This window comes from Klebsiella ornithinolytica, from assembly GCF_030505655.1.
GTDB lineage: Bacteria > Pseudomonadota > Gammaproteobacteria > Enterobacterales > Enterobacteriaceae > Klebsiella > Klebsiella ornithinolytica.
Map to the genome: position 1 here is coordinate 5,033,902 of NZ_CP130153.1, position 16,872 is coordinate 5,050,773.

Below are 16,872 nucleotides of genomic sequence, written 5' to 3' on the forward strand. Positions count from 1 at the left end.
ACCGGGGAACAAACGGTGCCAGTGCCACAGCCTCCAGGGCATCACTCCGGGCAACCAACCCAAACACCGCACTTACCCGTAGCCCCGGTAAGCGCAGCGCCACCGGGGAACAAACGGTGCCAGTGCCGAAGACCTTTCCGCCGGTCGGTTAATAAGGTTTTTTATGTCTGCCATTGTCCTGTGCCAGGTGAATGGCAGACATAAAAAAACAACGCCACCCGAAGGTGGCGTTGTCGTGGTTAATACTGGTCTCTGTCTAACCAGTTGCCGTTCTCTATCAGCGTAAAGCCCTCTACGGGGCGCTGATAGACATACATCCATGCGCTGCCATAAGGCGTCTGGATCAGGTGACGTGCGTACTCACCGCCCTTGGTGCGCAGCGCGTCCAGTTCGGCCAGCGTTGATGCGTCAATACGATACACTTCACCATGTACTGTGCCTTCGCCAGGCACCGCGCCTGGATAGTGGCCCAGGCTGTACAGCTGATAATCGTTGACACTATGATCGCCCAGCCACTGAGCGTTGGTCATCCAGTGGCTGTTGCCTTGTTTGCGTCGTAAACTGCCGTAAACAAATATTCGCATTGCTAAAACTCAAACTGATAGAGCAAATCGAGAGCCTGGTCTACGCCAGACACCGCTTCCATATATAGCTTAGGCATCAGGCGATAGCGTAACGTCAACGTCGCCAGGGAATCAAAGATCCCTACCCCATATTTTACCTGCAGACCTGGCAGTACATAGCCGCTGACCACCACCTGGGAGGAGTCGCCCACTCCCTCGGTATCCAGCGCCAGATTGCTTACGCCAAACGTCTCGCCGATTTTACCCACAACCTGACCACTTTGTGCAACCCCCATACCAATAAGCATTGAAGTCATTGCGGCACTATCGCTCTGTCCGCTGCTTAAACCCTGTCCTCTCAGCAGGTAAGAAAGCGCTTCTTGCTGCGACATGACCGGGTCAGAGAAAATCTCTGCTTTCGGCTGATCGGCCGAACCAGTGACGCGAACGCCAGCGATCACGTCGTCTTCTGTGGCATCCGGGTTACGAATGGCTTCGATATTCAACAGCGGCTGATCCGGCGGACCGGAGAACAGCAGCTCGCCTTTACGTACGATCAGGTCCTGACCGTAGGCATGGAAGCGACCTTCCGGGATATTAATCTGCCCGTTCAGTCCCAGCCCCTGTTTATCCTGAGCCACTTTCAAATCGCCGGTCAGACGCGCTTTCAGGCCGAAGGCGCTCAGACGGACGTTGTTACCAACGTGAATCGTCAGGTTGCTGTTGATGGGAATACCGGCGCTCTGCTGCTGAATCGGCTGCAGATTTTTATCCAGCATCACTTCATCAGAAGAGACCCCAACGGCACTTTCCGGCACATCGTTGACGACGATACGCGCCCACGGAACATCAACGCTGCCATCAAGGCTAAACAAACTCGGGGTGGCGGTAAAGACCACATCCGGCGAAACATCCAGCCTTACCATCGGCGGCACGGTAATACGAACCCGGCTGCCTTTGGCCGCTACCTGCGCACGCCAGTTGTCAATCTGGGTCCAGTCGGCGTTACCGCTCAGACTGATTTGGCCCTGTTTGGTATTCACGGTGCCCTGCAGCGTTGAGCGGGTGCCGTTGAAATTCATCGCCAGCTGGCTCGGCTGCATATCAAACGGCATAAAGTTACCGTCGATGTCGATACCGCCCAACTGCATCTGGCCAAACAGCTGCGGGTTTTGCAGATCGCCGCCGAGGCGCAGGTTCGCATTGAGCTTCCCTTCCGCCTTCTCTCCGCGGGCGAAGATCGGGTTAATCATCGCCAGCGAGAAGTTATTGATATTCACATTACCGCCGAGGTTACGGCGCCCCTGCGGGTCGGTAATCTGCACCTGGCCATCCAGCTGACCGTTGTTGGTCAGGCGAATCAGCCAGCCGAGCTGCGCACGGTTGTTATGCAGTTCGGCCGTCAGGTTCAACGTATCGAAGGCCACCGGCAGCGGCGCATCGTTGACCATCTGGGTGACTTTGACATTGCGACCGTTCAGCGTCACTTTGCCCTGCGGCAGCCCCTCTTTGGTGGTGTCCCAGCTGACATCCGCATTGCCGCTGAATACGCCGCTGGCCTGGGTCGCCTCCGGCATAAACGGCTTCAGCATCGCCAGATCAAAGCGGTTCAGATTCACCACCGCCCGTCCGCTGGCACCGGCGTCGATGGTCTGCGGCACGCACAGCTCGGCGTTCGGGTTAGCCCAGCAGTGCGGCCCGATACTGATTTTTTGTTCGCGATTACGGTAATCCAGCGCGATGTTGCGCGTCAGGGAAACCGGCCCTACCGGCGTCTGGAAGCGGGTATTGCTCAGCGTCCCTTTCCAGCGTTCCTCTTTACGATCGAAACTCCCCGCCAGCGACAGCTGCCCGGAAACCGGATCGCCCTGCACTTTCAGCTGCAGATCGTGTTGCTTTTCGTTCCCTTTGGCATTCAGCTGCACGAGGCTGATATTAACCCCCGGCTGGCTGATCCGGTCGACGCGCACATCAAGATTGCCGCCGATCTGGTCGCTGGACTTTACGTCGCCCTTGACGTTGACCTGAGCAACGGTCAGCTCCTGCCAGCGCAGCGCACGCGCGGTGATATCCGCCAGCAGCTGCGGCGCATCAACGGTACCGCGCACCTTCAACAGCCCCTTCGCCGTGCCGCCCAGCCCCGGCAGCGCATTATCCAGATTGGGCGCATCGATGGTGGCATCCAGGTTGAGGTCTTTCACCCCCAGCTCTCCCTTCACCTCGGCGCTGTTCTTACCCAACGCCAGGTGCAGACCGGGGATTTTCCACTGCATGTAGCTGTTACCCTGCAGTGAACCGCTGACATCGACCTTGTTCTGCTTAACGTTACCGGTGATTTTCAGCTCCGGTACCGACATCTGCCAGCTCCCGCCGTACAGGCTGCCCTGCGTTTTAATCATCCCGTTCAGCTTCGACGGCCAGTCCGGTACCTCTTTGGCGGTGTTGATGCCGTCGAGCGTCAGCTCGCCGCGCCAGCTGATAGCCTGCTGCCAGTCCAGCAGCGCTTTCAGTTCGGTTTTCCCCTCCAGCGCCGCAACGGTCAGCTTATCGAGGTTCACCTGCTGTTCGTTCCCTTTGGCATTGAGGGTGATTTTCGCCGGCGGCAGCGATTGCCCCTTCACCGCGGTGCTGAACGCCATGGTGTAGTCGGTCATCTTGCCATTAAATTTCAGCAGCACATCGTCGGCCTGGAACTGTTTTTCTCCGCTGAACGGCCAGTACAGCTGTTTACTCTTCAGTTCCATATTCAGCGGCAGTCCGGCTTCCGCCAGCTGCGCGTCGGCACGCAGCGTCATCGCCACGGAACCGGCTAAATCCACGCCGATCTGCAGCGTTTTACGCATTTCGCCGCCGACAGTCAGCTTCACCTTTTCGCCTTTCAGCGGATCGATATTCAGCGTACTGTTGAGGGTGATGTCTACCGGCCAGTTATCCTGCAGTTGTGCGGTGCCCGCGGCATTGATCTTGCCCTGATCGGAATCGATATCCAGCGTATCCAGCTTCATGTGTCCGTCGATGCTGCTGACTTTCAGCAGCATACTGTAGACGGTCATGTCGGTATCGCCGGTGACGCGCAGCTGCTCGCCGCGGAACGACTGGATATTCAGGTTCAGCGGCAGATGAACGTCGGTCATTGCCGGCAGCACCGGCTGGGAGAACAGCGCTTTCATCGTCTCGCCGAGCGGTTTTTCTTCCGGCTTCGGATTGTCGATCTTCGGTTCAACCACCTGCTCCTGCGCCACTTTCGCCACTTTCGGCAAGGCGATAAGCAGCCCCTGCAGCGAGGTTGGCGTCAGGGTCAGATTCTTCTCCTGCCAGTTCAGGCCGGTGGAAAAGTCCCGCACCGAAACGGCGGTATTATCAATTTTGACGTTCACGTTTTGCAGCGCGATGCGGCTCAGCGTCACAGGATACGGCGTCGAAAGATTCAGCGGCCCCGTCTCCTCCTCTTCTACCGGCGCAGAAGGCGGCATCTTGCTGGTGTCGATCGCCACGTAGATATCGCGCAGCGAAATATCGTTCACGCACAGGCTGCTGTCCCACAGGCACTGTAATTTGACCGCCAGATGGAACTGACCGGCCGTGACCGCGACGCCCGGCTGCGCAAAACGGACGTTTTGCAGCGTCAGGTCACGCCAGCCGCCGGTCACCTTGCCGATTTCCAGACCGGGGACCCAGCGGTCCGCCGCCTTCAGCACCAGGTGCAGGCCGCTGGTCGTGCCGACCAGGAACGCGACCGTCCCCAGCAGCAGAACCAAAAAGATCAGTACCCCGAGGCTTATCTTCTTCCATAAACTCATAATTCAGGCCCCAGACCGATGTAAAACTGTAAACCGTGTTCGTCTTTGTCGCCGACCGGCGCGGCAATATCCAACTTGATCGGGCCAACCGGCGACTGCCAGCGCACGCCGACGCCGGCGCCGGTTTTAAAATCGCTTTTGCGGATATCGCTCACCGCTTCGCCGCTGTCGACGAAGACTGCGCCCCACCATTTTCCGCTGACGTTGTACTGATACTCCAGCGAACCTGTCGCCAGCTTCGAGGCACCAATCAGTTTGCCATCGTCATCCTTCGGCGAGATCGATTTGTATTTATAGCCGCGAATACTGCGGTCGCCACCGGCGAAGAAACGCAGATCCGGCGGGACTTTGTTGAAGTCATCGGCTTCAATCCAGCCGAGGTTGCCGCGCACCACAAAACGGTGGCGGTCGTAGAGCGTGCGGATCCACACATCCTGCGCCTGGGCGACGATGAAGTTAATATCCGAGCCCCACATGGTGTTGGAGTAGTCCACCGAATAGCGCTGGGAGTCACCCCAGGTCGGCATCAGGCCACCGCGGGAGCGGGTACGGTTTACCGACACCCCGGGATAGATAAGCATCGTGGTGTTGGTGACGTTGGCCTGGGTAAAGTGGTCAAGGCTCCAGCGCAGGTTAAGCGCGCGCTGCCAGCCGCTCGACATCTCCCAAAAACGTGATACCCCGAGGGTCGTTGAGTCGGCTTTCGTATCGTTGAGGTCCGTACGTTTAAAGCCGCCCTGCACCAGGTAGTATTGCTCCAGCGGGCTTTTTAGCAGCGGCACCTTATAGCTGAAATCAAGCTGCTGTTCAGGAGCGGAAAGGCTGAGGCTGGAAGTCAGGCTATGTCCGTAGGAGTTCATCCACGGCTTTTTCCACGTTCCTTTGACCCGCGGCCCGACGTCGGTTGAGTAGCCGACACCGGTTTCCACGGTATTCTCTTTACGCGGGGAGACCACGCCCTGCAAAGGCAGAACTTTAGTCTTGCGGGACTTTTCAAACTGCGGCGCCACAACGACGGAGCTGAACCAGCCGGTTGCCGCCAGGCGGCGGTTGAGTTCGGCGAGATCCTGCGAGGTGTAGTAGTCGCCCTGCTTGAACGGCACCAGGTTTTGCAGATATTCGTCGCGAATTTGCGAGCCTTCAAAAGTGACCGGACCAAAGCGGTAGCGCTCGCCGCTGTTGTAGTCGATATCCCAGAAGGCCTGATGACGGTCGAGAGAAACCCCGAGTTGGCTTTTGATGAATTCGCTGTCAAAGTAGCCCTTACGCAGCGCAACGTGAGTGAGCGAGCTCTTGAAGCTATCATAATCGCCATGATCCAGGACGGTGCCGATAGCCGGGCGCTTTTTTAACAAATCCAGATAGTCACGGTCGGTGCGCGCCCCGCCTCGCAGGATGACTTCCGTGCCGCCAATACGTACCGGTTCACCTGGCGTGACTTTGGCAATCAGCACCTGCCGGCCTTTTTTCGGCGGCGGACGGAGGTCGAAAACGATTGTCGGTTCGTAGTATCCCAGGGCCTTCAACCCTTCGCGAATCGCATCATCGACGCGCGCACGAAAGCGGCGATCCGGCGTCACTTCGTCGCTCTGGATCGTAGAAAGTTGAGCTCGGACGTTTTTTTCCAGCTCTCCGGATAACCCCTCAACCTGCAAACGCACGCTCGCGGCGCTAGCGACCCCGCTGACCAGCAAAAGGCTGGTGATACATAACTGGCGGATTTGTAGCACGTTTTCTCCTGAATATCCTTGTTTCCCCCCGAAGGAAACGAAAGCGCCGTTCCACGGCTTAATAAAACCCCAACGACATAGGGTTGAAAAAGAAACGCTAAACCAAATAATTCTTATGTTTAAATCTAGACGTATCGGGCATGTTTATTGTGTAAAAAGACACGCTTCGTTACAACCTTAACCACGACTTATGTTTTGAGAGGCCAACCGTGAGTCTATTTGATAAAACGCATCTTGTCGCCCAGGCGGATGCGCTGCCAGGACGCAACACCCCTATGCCAGTGGCAACACTCCACGCTGTCAATGGCCACTCCATGACCAATGTCCCGGACGGAATGGAAGTTGCCCTGTTCGCGATGGGCTGTTTCTGGGGCGTGGAGCGTCTGTTCTGGCAGTTGCCTGGCGTCTACAGCACCGCCGCGGGCTATACCGGCGGCTATACGCCGAACCCGACCTACCGTGAAGTCTGTACCGGTGACACCGGCCATGCCGAAGCCGTACGCATTGTGTACGATCCGCAGGTCATCAGCTACGCGCAGCTGCTGCAGGTTTTCTGGGAGAACCACGATCCGGCCCAGGGCATGCAGCAGGGTAATGACCATGGCACCCAGTATCGTTCCGCCATCTATCCGCTGACTCCAGAGCAGGATGAAGCGGCGAAGGCCAGTCTGGCACGTTTCCAGGCCGCCATGCGTGATGCCAACGACACGCGTACAATCACCACGGAAATTGCCACGGCGAAGCCGTTTTACTACGCTGAGGACGATCATCAGCAGTACCTGCACAAAAACCCGTACGGCTACTGCGGTATCGGAGGCATTGGCGTCTGTCTGCCCCCGCAGGCATAATACCGTTTATCACTGAGGTGAATAATTAACGCTCTGGCGGCTTTACAGTCGCTTACGCTATACTACCCTGTGTTATAGCCGGTCCAGAGCCTTCGGACCGGTTTTTTATGTATTCCACTATAGAGTTATCAACTTCCCTTCCGAGGATCTGGCCTCAACGGCTGGATAAACTATGTTAAATAGTATTTTAGTTATTCTTTGTCTGATCGCTGTCAGTGCGTTTTTTTCGATATCGGAGATCTCGCTGGCAGCTTCACGTAAGATCAAACTCAAACTGCTGGCCGATGACGGCAACGTGAACGCCCAACGCGTTCTCAAAATGCAGGAAAATCCGGGCACTTTCTTTACCGTCGTACAGATCGGCCTCAACGCCGTCGCCATTCTTGGTGGTATCGTCGGTGATGCGGCATTCTCGCCGGCGTTTCACAGCCTGCTGAGCCAGTACATGTCGGCTGAGCTTTCAGAGCAATTGAGCTTTATCATCTCCTTTACCCTGGTCACCAGCCTGTTCATTCTGTTCGCTGACCTGACCCCGAAACGCATCGGTATGATTGCGCCAGAAGCCGTTGCTTTGCGTATCATCAACCCGATGCGCTTCTGCCTGCTGGTCTTCCGCCCGCTGGTGTGGTTGTTCAACGGCATGGCTAACAACATCTTCCGCCTGTTCAAAATACCGATGGTGCGTAAAGACGATATTACTTCCGACGACATCTACGCCGTGGTAGAAGCCGGCGCGCTGGCCGGGGTGCTACGTAAGCAGGAACATGAGCTGATTGAGAACGTTTTCGAGCTGGAATCGCGTACCGTTCCGTCGTCCATGACCTCGCGTGAAAATATCATCTGGTTCGATCTGCACGAAGACGAGCAGAGCCTGAAGAACAAGGTGGCGGAACATCCGCACTCCAAATTCCTGGTCTGTAACGAAGATATCGACCACATCATCGGCTACGTGGACTCTAAAGATCTGCTTAATCGCGTGCTGGCGAACCAAAGCCTGGTGCTGACCGGCGGCGTACAGATTCGCAATACGTTGATTGTCCCGGATACGCTGACGCTCTCTGAAGCGCTGGAAAGCTTTAAAACCGCCGGTGAAGACTTCGCGGTGATCATGAACGAATATGCGCTGGTAGTAGGGATTATCACCCTCAACGACGTGATGACCACGCTGATGGGCGATCTGGTCGGTCAGGGACTGGAGGAGCAAATTGTCGCTCGCGATGAGAACTCATGGCTGATTGATGGCGGTACACCGATTGACGACGTCATGCGCGTGCTGGATATCGACGAATTCCCGCAGTCCGGCAACTACGAGACCATCGGCGGTTTTATGATGTTTATGCTGCGTAAGATCCCGAAACGCACCGATGCGGTGAAATTCTCCGGCTATAAATTCGAGGTGGTGGATATCGACAACTACCGAATTGACCAGCTGCTGGTAACGCGCATCGACAACAAACCGACCGTGCTGGTACCGAAACAGCCGGACGCCGCCAATAGCGATAAAGAGCCGGCGTAAGATATTGGGTCGAACATAAAAGGCGGATGAAAACTCCGCCTTTTTTATTGCCCGAATGTGAAGCGGCTCACGCCTCTCAGCCGATAGCAGATTTTTACTACTCCATAGCGAAACTTTCATGACTCCCCTCCGCGCAAAAAGGTAACTTTGCTCGCGTCTACACGATCATATTCCTGTTCAACGGGAGCGAGGATTACCATGATTGAATCAAATAAAAATTACTATATAAGCTGTCTGTTCTTCCTGTTCTTCTTTATTGGCTGGGGATGCTGCTATCCTTATTTATCATTGTGGTTAACGGAAACCATCGGTATTAATTACACTGATGTCGGTCTGGTTTATTCCTTTACTGCGATTATTGCCGTTTGTGTCCAGCCACTATTCGGATTCATCTCCGACAAACTTGTCTATCGTAAAAACCTTATGTGGATGCTGGCAATCATTATCACTTTATTTGCCCCCTACTGGATTTACGTCTTTGCGCCATTATTAAAAATTAATGTTTTTCTCGGAGCGCTGGCGGGCGGTATCTATATTGGTATGGCCTATGGCGCTGGCTGCGGTATTTGCGAAGCCTATATTGATAAAGTCAGCCGCGCGTCCGGGTTTGAGTTTGGTCGCGCCCGAATGTTTGGCGGTATTGGCGCGGCTATCGGCACCTTTGCGGCAGGTAAACTCTACGGGATCGACCAGAATATGATTTTCTGGCTGGCCAGCTGTGCGGGAGTTTGCCTGCTGGTGATTGTCTGGAAAATGCAGATTAGCGCGGATAAACAGGGCGCGATGCCGAGCGGGAAAGCCTCGCCGGTCACCTTGAGCGACGCCGCATCGCTGCTGAAAATGAAGAAATTCTGGTTCTTCGCCATCTATATGATTGGCGTCGGCGCGGTATATGAAACCTACGACCAGCAGTTCGCTATCTATTACAGCCACTTCTTTGAGAGCAAAGCGCGCGGCGCGGAGGTCTTCGGCTATTTAACCACCGGTCAGATTTTCCTGGATGCCGTCGTGATGTTCTTTGCCCCATGGTTCGTAAATAAAATCGGCCCGAAAAATGCCCTGCTGTACTGCGGGATGATTATGAGCCTGCGCATTATCGGTTCGGCCTGGGCTATTGGCCCGGTGTCCATTAGCCTGATTAAACTGCTGCACGGCTTTGAAAGCTCGGTGCTGCTGGTTGCGGCATTAAAATATATCTTCGCCAATTTCAACCCAATGCTGTCCGCCACCGTTTACTTAATTGGCTTCCAGTTCTCTAAAAGCTTTAGCTCTATTTTTCTTTCTACCGGCATCGGCCATATGTATCAGAGCATGGGCTTTACCAGCAGCTATATCGTACTCGGCGGTATCGCCCTGTGCTTTACGCTGATTTCATTTATTACGCTGGACAAAGCGCGCGTTTTTTCCCCGCAGCCGGCACCCGTGCATTAATTTAAGGAGGTAACCTGTATGTCTGATTTATTTTATGGCGTAGCGTATTACGATGAATATATGCCGGAAGATCGGTTAGCGAAAGATATCGCCTTAATGCGCGAAACGGGCATTAACGTGGTGCGGATTGCCGAATCAACCTGGAGTACGCTGGAGCCTCAGGAAGGCGAGTATAACTTCTACCATATCGACCGGGTGCTGGACGCCATGCATGAAGCGGGGATCGCGGTGATTATCGGTACGCCGACCTACGCCGTCCCGGCCTGGCTGGCGGCTAAACATCCGGACATTCTGGTCACCACCGTCGACGGACAGCAAAAATATGGCCCGCGACAGATCATGGATATCGTTAACCCGACTTTTCGCCGCTATGCCGAAAAGATTATCCGTACTCTGATGGCGCACGTGCAGCATCATCCGGCGATTATTGGCTGGCAGCTGGATAACGAAACCAAGCATTACGATAATATCGGCCGCTATATGCAGGAAGGATTTGTGCGCAGTCTGCGGGAACACTATCCCGATCTCGCCAGGTTGAATAAAGATTTTGGTCTGGACTACTGGAGCAACCGCATCGATAGCTGGCAGGATTTTCCGCCGGTCGAAAATACCATTAACGCCAGCCTCGCCTGCGCGTTCTCCCGCTACCAGCGCCAGCAGGTAACCGGGTACCTCGCCTGGCAGGCGGACATCGTGCGTGAATATGCCCAGCCGCATCAGTTCGTCACCCACAACTTCGATTTTGAATGGCGCGGCTACTCCTATGGCGTGCAGCCGCGAGTCGACCACTTTGCGGCGGCGCAGGCGCTGGATATTGCCGGTGTCGACATCTATCACCCGAGCCAGAAGCACCTGACCGGGCGGGAAATCGCGTTTGGCGGCGCCATTACCCGTTCACTCAAGCAGGGTAAAAACTACTTCGTACTGGAAACCCAGGCGCAGGGCTTCGCCCAGTGGACCCCTTTCCCGGGGCAGCTGCGCCTGCAGGCCTTTAGCCACGTGGCCTCAGGTGCGGCGATGGTCTCCTACTGGCACTGGCATTCGATTCATAACTCGTTTGAGACCTACTGGAAAGGGCTGTTAAGCCACGACTTCTCGCGCAATGCCACCTGGCAGGAAGCGACCACTATCGGGGCTGACTTCGCCCGCCTGTCGCCGCAGCTGGCGGAGCTGAAAGCAGAAAACGACGTCGCGCTGCTGGTGAGCAATGAAGCCATGGACGCCCTCAATCAGTTCCGCCCCGGCGATACGCAGGGCAATATTTATAACGATATTTTTCGCCGCTTCCACGATGCGCTATACGACCACAATATCAGTGTCGACATTATCCATGATGTTAATGAGGAGACCTCGCGCTACCGCGTGCTGATCGTGCCCGGACTTTACGCCGCAGATGACGGCCTGCTTACGCGCATCAATCGCTATATTGAACAAGGCGGCAGAGCGCTGATCGGCTTTAAATCAGGCTTTAGCGATGAAAACGTCAAGGTGCGAACCGGCGCGCAGCCGGGGATTTTGCGCGAGAGCTGCGGCGTGAGCTACAGCCAGTTTACCCTGCCGGAAGAGACCACGGTGTGTTCATGCTGCGCAGACATTGATTGCAGTAAAGACAATCAGGCCGAACTGTGGATGGAGCTGCTGACGCCGGACTCCGGTACCCGCACGCTACTGCGCTATCAGCATCCGGCATGGGGCGAATATGCCGCCGCCACCGACGCGGATTACGGCCAGGGTCGGGCGATTTACGTGGGCTTCCTGCCGCAGAAAACGCTGATTAGTCAGCTGTTTGACCTCCTCACCTCCGGCCTGGATCTGCGCTCGCGCACGTCGGCGTACCGCTATCCGCTGGTGGTTAAACAGATGCGCAACCGCAACGGCAACCGCATCCACTTCCTGTTCAACTACTCCGGCGAGCCGCTGGAGTTTATCAGCGAAACATCGGGCAACGCGCTGTTGAGCGGGGATGAGGTCAGCTGCGGCCAGCCGTTGCGTCTCAAGGCATGGGAATTTAGTATCATCGAAAGTTAAGCGGCAGCGGCGTTCAGGCGGGAGAAACGATGGAACTGGATATCAATGAGCTACTGAATTTCTCGCCATTGATGAAGACTTTTACCTTCAACGCCTGGGTCGTCGCCGGCTTTACCCCCATCACCCGCGGGTCAAAGCTGGACTACTACATTAACCGCCCGCAGGGGATGAAAGGTTACATCATCAATCTGACCCTGCGCGGCCAGGCGCGCGCGAAAGCGGGCGACGGCTCCCTGCTGTTTCGTGCAAACGATCTGCTGCTCTTCCCGCCCGGTGTTCCCCACCATTACGGACGGGATGAACACAGCGAGCACTGGGATCATTTATGGATCTACTTTATCCCCCGGCCCTACTGGATAGACTGGCTGAAATGGGATCAAACGACCCACGGCATCGGCAAAACAACGGTCAACGATCCTGAGCAGCTGCAAAATCTGCGCGATCTTTTCTATGAAGTTATCCGCCATCATTCCGCTTCCGCCCCGCTTTCTGAAGCGCTGGCGATGAATGCGCTGGAGCGCCTGATCCTGAGCTGCTTTCAGCGACAGCCGATCAGCAATCGCCACGCTCACGATCCGCGGATTAACGCCGTGTGTGACTATCTTAACGAGCATATTGCACAGGAGATTAAGATTGAGACCCTGGCAGCGATGGTTTTTATCTCGCCTTCACGACTGGCGCACCTGTTCAAAAATGAGCTGGGGCAAACGGTATACGCCTGGCGCGAGGCGCAACGCATTAACCGCGCGCGATGGCTGATCCAGAGTACTTCCCTGCCGCTTAACAAAATCGCCCTGTCGGTCGGTTACGGAGACCCGGTCTATTTCACGCGCATTTTCCGCAAACACAACGGCATTCCGCCGGGCGAGTACCGTAAACGCTATGCGGAAATGAAGGGATAGGCCAGAAACATCAACGGCTCCATCAGGAGCCGTTTTTTTACCGCATAGCTATATCGTTATTCAGGTTAAGCCATCTCTGTTTGCAGACGCAGAACCTGACGATTGACTTCAGACATCACAGACAAATGCTGCTTGTCTTTAACCTTCGGGATAAGGATTTTGCCCTTATCAAACTCAAAAGCGCCAACATCCTTGATGTATAACCGTCCACGGAACAGGATCTTCACGTACTTCGCCACTTGCAGCGGATTGTAGCGTTGGAAAATTTTCATTGTTGTCTCCTGCCAGGGTTACGCTCTTGTGGTGCCACACTTGGCCCACGATTCGGGAGCGCAAATTTTAATGCCCTGAAACTATAGTCCAGAACTTCTGTAATACCCAGCATGCATAAGTTTATTTACCTTTTGATGACAATAATTAAGAACTTTCTTTTCAAACATACGTAGAAGTTAGTATAAGTCGCCGATTTCCTTCGAATATGTGCGTTAACACGCAAACTGGCACCCTGATTGCGTGTAATGCCGGGAAATCGCATTTATGCTTAAACGAGACCAAGTGGTCGGATCACCTGCATAAAAATAAGGACTCATCATGACCCTACGTAAGCTACTGGCGGTTTCCTGCCTCCTGTTACCGCTGATGGCCTCAGCGCATAATTTTGTCGATGGCCAGCGCGTCGCGCCGGTTGGCATTGCCGACCGGGGAGAATTAATTCTGGATAATGATAAGTTTAGCTATAAAAACTGGAATAGCTCGCTGCTGGCAGGAAAAGTTCGCGTGGTGCAGCACATCGCCGGACGCACGTCGGCAAAAGAGAAAAATGCCACTCTGATAGAGGCGATTAAGGCGGCCAAATTCCCGCACGACCGCTACCAGACCACCACCATCGTCAATACCGATGACGCCATTCCAGGCTCCGGCATGTTCGTACGTAGCAGCATTGAGAGCAACAAACAGCTCTACCCGTGGTCGCAGTTTATTGTCGACAGCAACGGCCTGGCCCGTAAAGCCTGGCAGCTGCAGGAGGAGAGCTCAGCGATTGTGGTACTGGATAAAGACGGTCGCGTGCAGTGGGCCAAAGACGGCGCGCTCACGCAGGATGAAGTGCAGCAGGTGGTCGCCCTGCTGCACAAACTGCTTAGTAAATAGAGACCCGGAAGCCGGGGTTCAGGAAGGATTCACGCGGGGTATAGTCCAGAGTGCGCCCCTGCCAGTCGTGAACGTGCGCCCCGGCAGCCACCGCCACGGCATGGCCAGCGGCGGTATCCCAGGTACTGGTTGGCCCAAAGCGCGGATAAAGCTGGGCCTGACCTTCCGCTACCAGGCAGAATTTCAGCGACGAACCGATCGACGTGGTCTGATGCTCGCCAATATGTTCCAGGTACTCCTGCAGTTCCGGATCGTTACCGTGGGAGCGGCTGATCACCACCAGCGGCGGCCGGGCATCCCGCACCTGAATCTGCTTGCGCATGCCGCATTCGTCTTTCCACGCCTTGCCGCCTTCCGCGCTGTACAGCACTTTTAAGACCGGCGCGTAAACCACGCCAAGAACCGGTTTTCCTTTTTCAATCAAGGCAATATTGACGGTAAATTCACCGTTACGTTTAATAAATTCTTTGGTGCCGTCCAGCGGATCCACCAGCCAGTAGCGCTGCCAGTGCTGCCGCACCTCCCATCCGGGGGGATCTTCTTCAGAGAGCACCGGGATATCGGGCGTCAGCGCCAGCAGGCCATGCATAATCACCTTGTGCGCGGCGAGATCTGCCGCGGTGACCGGAGAATCGTCCTTCTTGCTGGCAACGTCCATCGGCTGCTTTCCATCATAGACTTCCATGATGGCATCACCTGCAATCCGTGCAAGTTGACATACTTGTTCTAACATTCTCCACCTCATCTGGTTACAGTGGCGTTAACTCGTTGTTTTAGTTATATCGCATCGGTGCGAGTTCCGCTATCTGTGATAACGATGGCGGTTTCATGAGCCAGTTTTCGGCATGATTCACATTTCTGTAAGCAACAGGATGTACATACATTTTCTTCTGTGCCATTGCTCATAAAAAGGACGCCTCTGATGATTAAGTTTAGCGCAACGTTACTGGCCACGCTGATTGCCGCCAGCGTGAACGCCGCGACGGTCGATTTGCGAATTATGGAAACCACCGATTTGCATAGCAATATGATGGATTTCGACTACTACAAAGACGCCGCAACGGAAAAATTTGGCCTCGTGCGCACCGCTACGCTGATTGAAAAGGCCCGCCAGGAAGTCAAAAACAGCGTGCTGGTCGATAACGGCGATGTTATTCAGGGAAGTCCGCTGGGTGACTACATGGCCGCCAAAGGGCTCAACAGCGGTGATGTCCACCCGGTATATAAGGCAATGAATACGCTGGACTACGCGGTAGGTAACCTCGGCAATCACGAGTTCAACTACGGCCTTGATTTCCTGCACAAGGCGCTCGCCGGGGCGAAATTTCCCTACGTAAACGCCAATATTATCGATACCAAAACCGGTCAACCGATGTTTACGCCGTACCTGATTAAAGAAACGGCGGTGCAGGATCGCGACGGCAAAACGCAGACGCTGCGTATCGGCTATATCGGTTTTGTGCCGCCGCAAATCATGACCTGGGATAAAGCCAATCTCAGCGGCAAAGTGACCGTCAACGATATCACCGAAACCGCGCGTCAGTATGTGCCGGAAATGCGTAAAAAAGGCGCAGATGTGGTGGTGGTCGTCGCACATTCGGGACTATCTGCCGATCCTTACCACGCGATGGCGGAAAATTCGGTGTACTACCTCAGCCAGGTGCCCGGCGTGGATGCCATTATGTTCGGCCACGCCCATGCGGTGTTCCCGGGGAAAGATTTTGCCGCCATTCAGGGGGCAGATATCGACAAAGGTACCCTGAACGGCATCCCGGCCGTGATGCCCGGGATGTGGGGTGACCACCTTGGCGTCGTCGATCTGGTGCTGAACAACGATGCCGGTCAATGGCGGGTCGCTCAGGCCAAAGCCGAGGCGCGCCCTGTCTATGACGCCGTGGCGAAAAAATCCCTGGCGGCGGAAGACGCGAACATGGTGAAGGTACTAAAAGCCGATCATGACGCCACCCGCGAGTTCGTCAGCAAACCCATCGGCCAGTCTTCAGACAACATGTACAGCTATCTGGCGCTGGTGCAGGACGATCCTACCGTGCAGGTGGTCAATATGGCGCAGAAAGCCTATGTCGAACACGCTATTCAGGGCGACCCGGACCTGGCAACGCTACCGGTACTTTCTGCCGCCGCGCCGTTTAAAGTCGGCGGCCGCAAAAACGACCCGACCAGCTTCGTCGAGGTGGAGAAAGGCCAGCTCACCTTCCGCAATGCCGCCGACCTCTATCTCTACCCGAATACTCTGGTGGTGATGAAGGTCAGTGGTAAAGAGGTGAAAGAGTGGCTGGAGTGCTCCACCGGGCAGTTTAACCAGATTGACCCCACCAGCAGCAAACCGCAGTCGTTAATCAACTGGGACGGTTTCCGCACCTACAACTTTGATGTGATTGACGGCGTAAACTACCAGATTGATGTTACCCAGCCGGCGCGATACGACGGCGAGTGTCAGATGATTCACCCGCAGGCGGAACGCATTAAGGATCTGACCTTTAACGGTAAACCGATTGACCCGACGGCCACCTTCCTGGTGGCCACCAATAACTACCGCGCCTACGGCGGTAAATTTGCCGGAACCGGCGATAGCCACATTGCTTTTGCCTCGCCTGACGAGAACCGTTCGGTGCTGGCGGCATGGATCGGCGCAGAGTCGAAAAAAGCGGGCGCTATCCACCCGGCGGCCGACAACAACTGGCGTCTGGCCCCGGTCCACAGCAAGGTGCCGCTGGACATCCGCTTTGAAACCTCTCCGGGTGCAAAAGCCGCGGCATTTATTAAAGAGAAAGCGCAGTACCCGATGCATCAGGTCGCAACCGACGATATCGGTTTTGCGATTTACCAGCTGGATTTGCGGCCGTAATGCCGCTTCCCCGCTGGCGTGATGCTTTACCCGGCGGGA

12 protein-coding genes are annotated in these 16,872 nt (G+C 55.3%); 7 read left to right on the plus strand and 5 right to left on the minus strand.

The annotated features are described in order from the left end of the window. Positions 1 to 239 precede the first annotated feature (239 nt). Genes Q1L34_RS23815 through tamA form a run of 3 tightly spaced genes read right to left on the minus strand, consistent with a single transcriptional unit; the run spans position 240 to position 6,093 of the window. Positions 240 to 584: a gamma-glutamylcyclotransferase family protein gene (locus Q1L34_RS23815; RefSeq protein WP_004857174.1), complete on the minus strand. Its 345-nt coding sequence runs from the start codon at positions 582 to 584 to the stop codon at positions 240 to 242. 2 nt (positions 585 to 586) lie between these two features. Beyond that, complete coding sequence (gene tamB, locus Q1L34_RS23820) at positions 587 to 4,363, minus strand: autotransporter assembly complex protein TamB (protein WP_044348256.1); 3,777 nt, start codon at positions 4,361 to 4,363, stop codon at positions 587 to 589. Continuing rightward, a complete protein-coding gene (gene tamA / locus Q1L34_RS23825; protein WP_004857170.1) occupies positions 4,360 to 6,093 on the minus strand; it encodes an autotransporter assembly complex protein TamA in 1,734 nt (577 codons plus the stop codon). The genes tamB and tamA overlap by 4 nt, the downstream gene beginning before the upstream one ends. Positions 6,094 to 6,302: 209 nt before the next feature. Between tamA and msrA the strand changes: the two genes are divergently transcribed. From msrA to araC, 5 genes are all read left to right on the plus strand, one after another. Continuing rightward, entirely contained in the window at positions 6,303 to 6,941 is a 639-nt protein-coding gene (gene msrA / locus Q1L34_RS23830; RefSeq protein WP_004857168.1) for a peptide-methionine (S)-S-oxide reductase MsrA, read from the plus strand. Between the two features lie 172 nt (positions 6,942 to 7,113). After that, positions 7,114 to 8,457 (plus strand): polyamine export protein PaeA, encoded by a 1,344-nt coding sequence (gene paeA / locus Q1L34_RS23835; protein WP_004857167.1) that lies wholly within the window; start codon positions 7,114 to 7,116, stop codon positions 8,455 to 8,457. Positions 8,458 to 8,655: 198 nt separating this feature from the next. Continuing rightward, the gene (locus Q1L34_RS23840; protein WP_015585310.1) at positions 8,656 to 9,888 is read left to right on the plus strand and encodes an oligosaccharide MFS transporter; all 1,233 of its coding nucleotides are present in this window, start codon (positions 8,656 to 8,658) and stop codon (positions 9,886 to 9,888) included. Between the two features lie 18 nt (positions 9,889 to 9,906). Next, positions 9,907 to 11,916: a beta-galactosidase gene (locus tag Q1L34_RS23845; protein ID WP_015585311.1), complete on the plus strand. Its 2,010-nt coding sequence runs from the start codon at positions 9,907 to 9,909 to the stop codon at positions 11,914 to 11,916. 29 nt (positions 11,917 to 11,945) lie between these two features. Continuing rightward, complete coding sequence (araC, locus tag Q1L34_RS23850) at positions 11,946 to 12,818, plus strand: arabinose operon transcriptional regulator AraC (protein WP_032718585.1); 873 nt, start codon at positions 11,946 to 11,948, stop codon at positions 12,816 to 12,818. 65 nt (positions 12,819 to 12,883) lie between these two features. Here the strand turns inward: araC and Q1L34_RS23855 are convergent, their stop codons facing one another. Then, positions 12,884 to 13,090 (minus strand): DUF1107 domain-containing protein, encoded by a 207-nt coding sequence (locus Q1L34_RS23855; protein WP_004857160.1) that lies wholly within the window; start codon positions 13,088 to 13,090, stop codon positions 12,884 to 12,886. 319 nt (positions 13,091 to 13,409) lie between these two features. Here Q1L34_RS23855 and Q1L34_RS23860 point away from each other — a divergent pair, with 319 nt between their 5' ends. After that, positions 13,410 to 13,967, plus strand: a complete 558-nt coding sequence (locus Q1L34_RS23860) for a YtfJ family protein (RefSeq protein WP_004857159.1) — start codon at positions 13,410 to 13,412, stop codon at positions 13,965 to 13,967. On the opposite strand, the gene cysQ is transcribed toward Q1L34_RS23860, so the two are convergent. Continuing rightward, a complete protein-coding gene (gene cysQ / locus Q1L34_RS23865) occupies positions 13,957 to 14,700 on the minus strand; it encodes a 3'(2'),5'-bisphosphate nucleotidase CysQ (protein WP_004857157.1) in 744 nt (247 codons plus the stop codon). The two genes, Q1L34_RS23860 and cysQ, sit on opposite strands and share 11 nt — an antisense overlap. 189 nt (positions 14,701 to 14,889) lie before the next feature. Between cysQ and Q1L34_RS23870 the strand changes: the two genes are divergently transcribed. Beyond that, positions 14,890 to 16,833: a bifunctional 2',3'-cyclic-nucleotide 2'-phosphodiesterase/3'-nucleotidase gene (locus Q1L34_RS23870; protein WP_327204309.1), complete on the plus strand. Its 1,944-nt coding sequence runs from the start codon at positions 14,890 to 14,892 to the stop codon at positions 16,831 to 16,833. Positions 16,834 to 16,872 lie beyond the last annotated feature (39 nt).

Coding starts and splice junctions, on each gene's coding strand:
- Q1L34_RS23815 (WP_004857174.1), bottom strand. CDS start 584: ATGCGAATATTTGTTTACGGCAGTTTACGACGCAAACAAGGCAACAGC.
- tamB (WP_044348256.1), bottom strand. CDS start 4,363: ATGAGTTTATGGAAGAAGATAAGCCTCGGGGTACTGATCTTTTTGGTT.
- paeA (WP_004857167.1), top strand. CDS start 7,114: ATGTTAAATAGTATTTTAGTTATTCTTTGTCTGATCGCTGTCAGTGCG.
- Q1L34_RS23840 (WP_015585310.1), top strand. CDS start 8,656: ATGATTGAATCAAATAAAAATTACTATATAAGCTGTCTGTTCTTCCTG.
- Q1L34_RS23845 (WP_015585311.1), top strand. CDS start 9,907: ATGTCTGATTTATTTTATGGCGTAGCGTATTACGATGAATATATGCCG.
- araC (WP_032718585.1), top strand. CDS start 11,946: ATGGAACTGGATATCAATGAGCTACTGAATTTCTCGCCATTGATGAAG.
- Q1L34_RS23855 (WP_004857160.1), bottom strand. CDS start 13,090: ATGAAAATTTTCCAACGCTACAATCCGCTGCAAGTGGCGAAGTACGTG.
- Q1L34_RS23860 (WP_004857159.1), top strand. CDS start 13,410: ATGACCCTACGTAAGCTACTGGCGGTTTCCTGCCTCCTGTTACCGCTG.
- cysQ (WP_004857157.1), bottom strand. CDS start 14,700: ATGTTAGAACAAGTATGTCAACTTGCACGGATTGCAGGTGATGCCATC.
- Q1L34_RS23870 (WP_327204309.1), top strand. CDS start 14,890: ATGATTAAGTTTAGCGCAACGTTACTGGCCACGCTGATTGCCGCCAGC.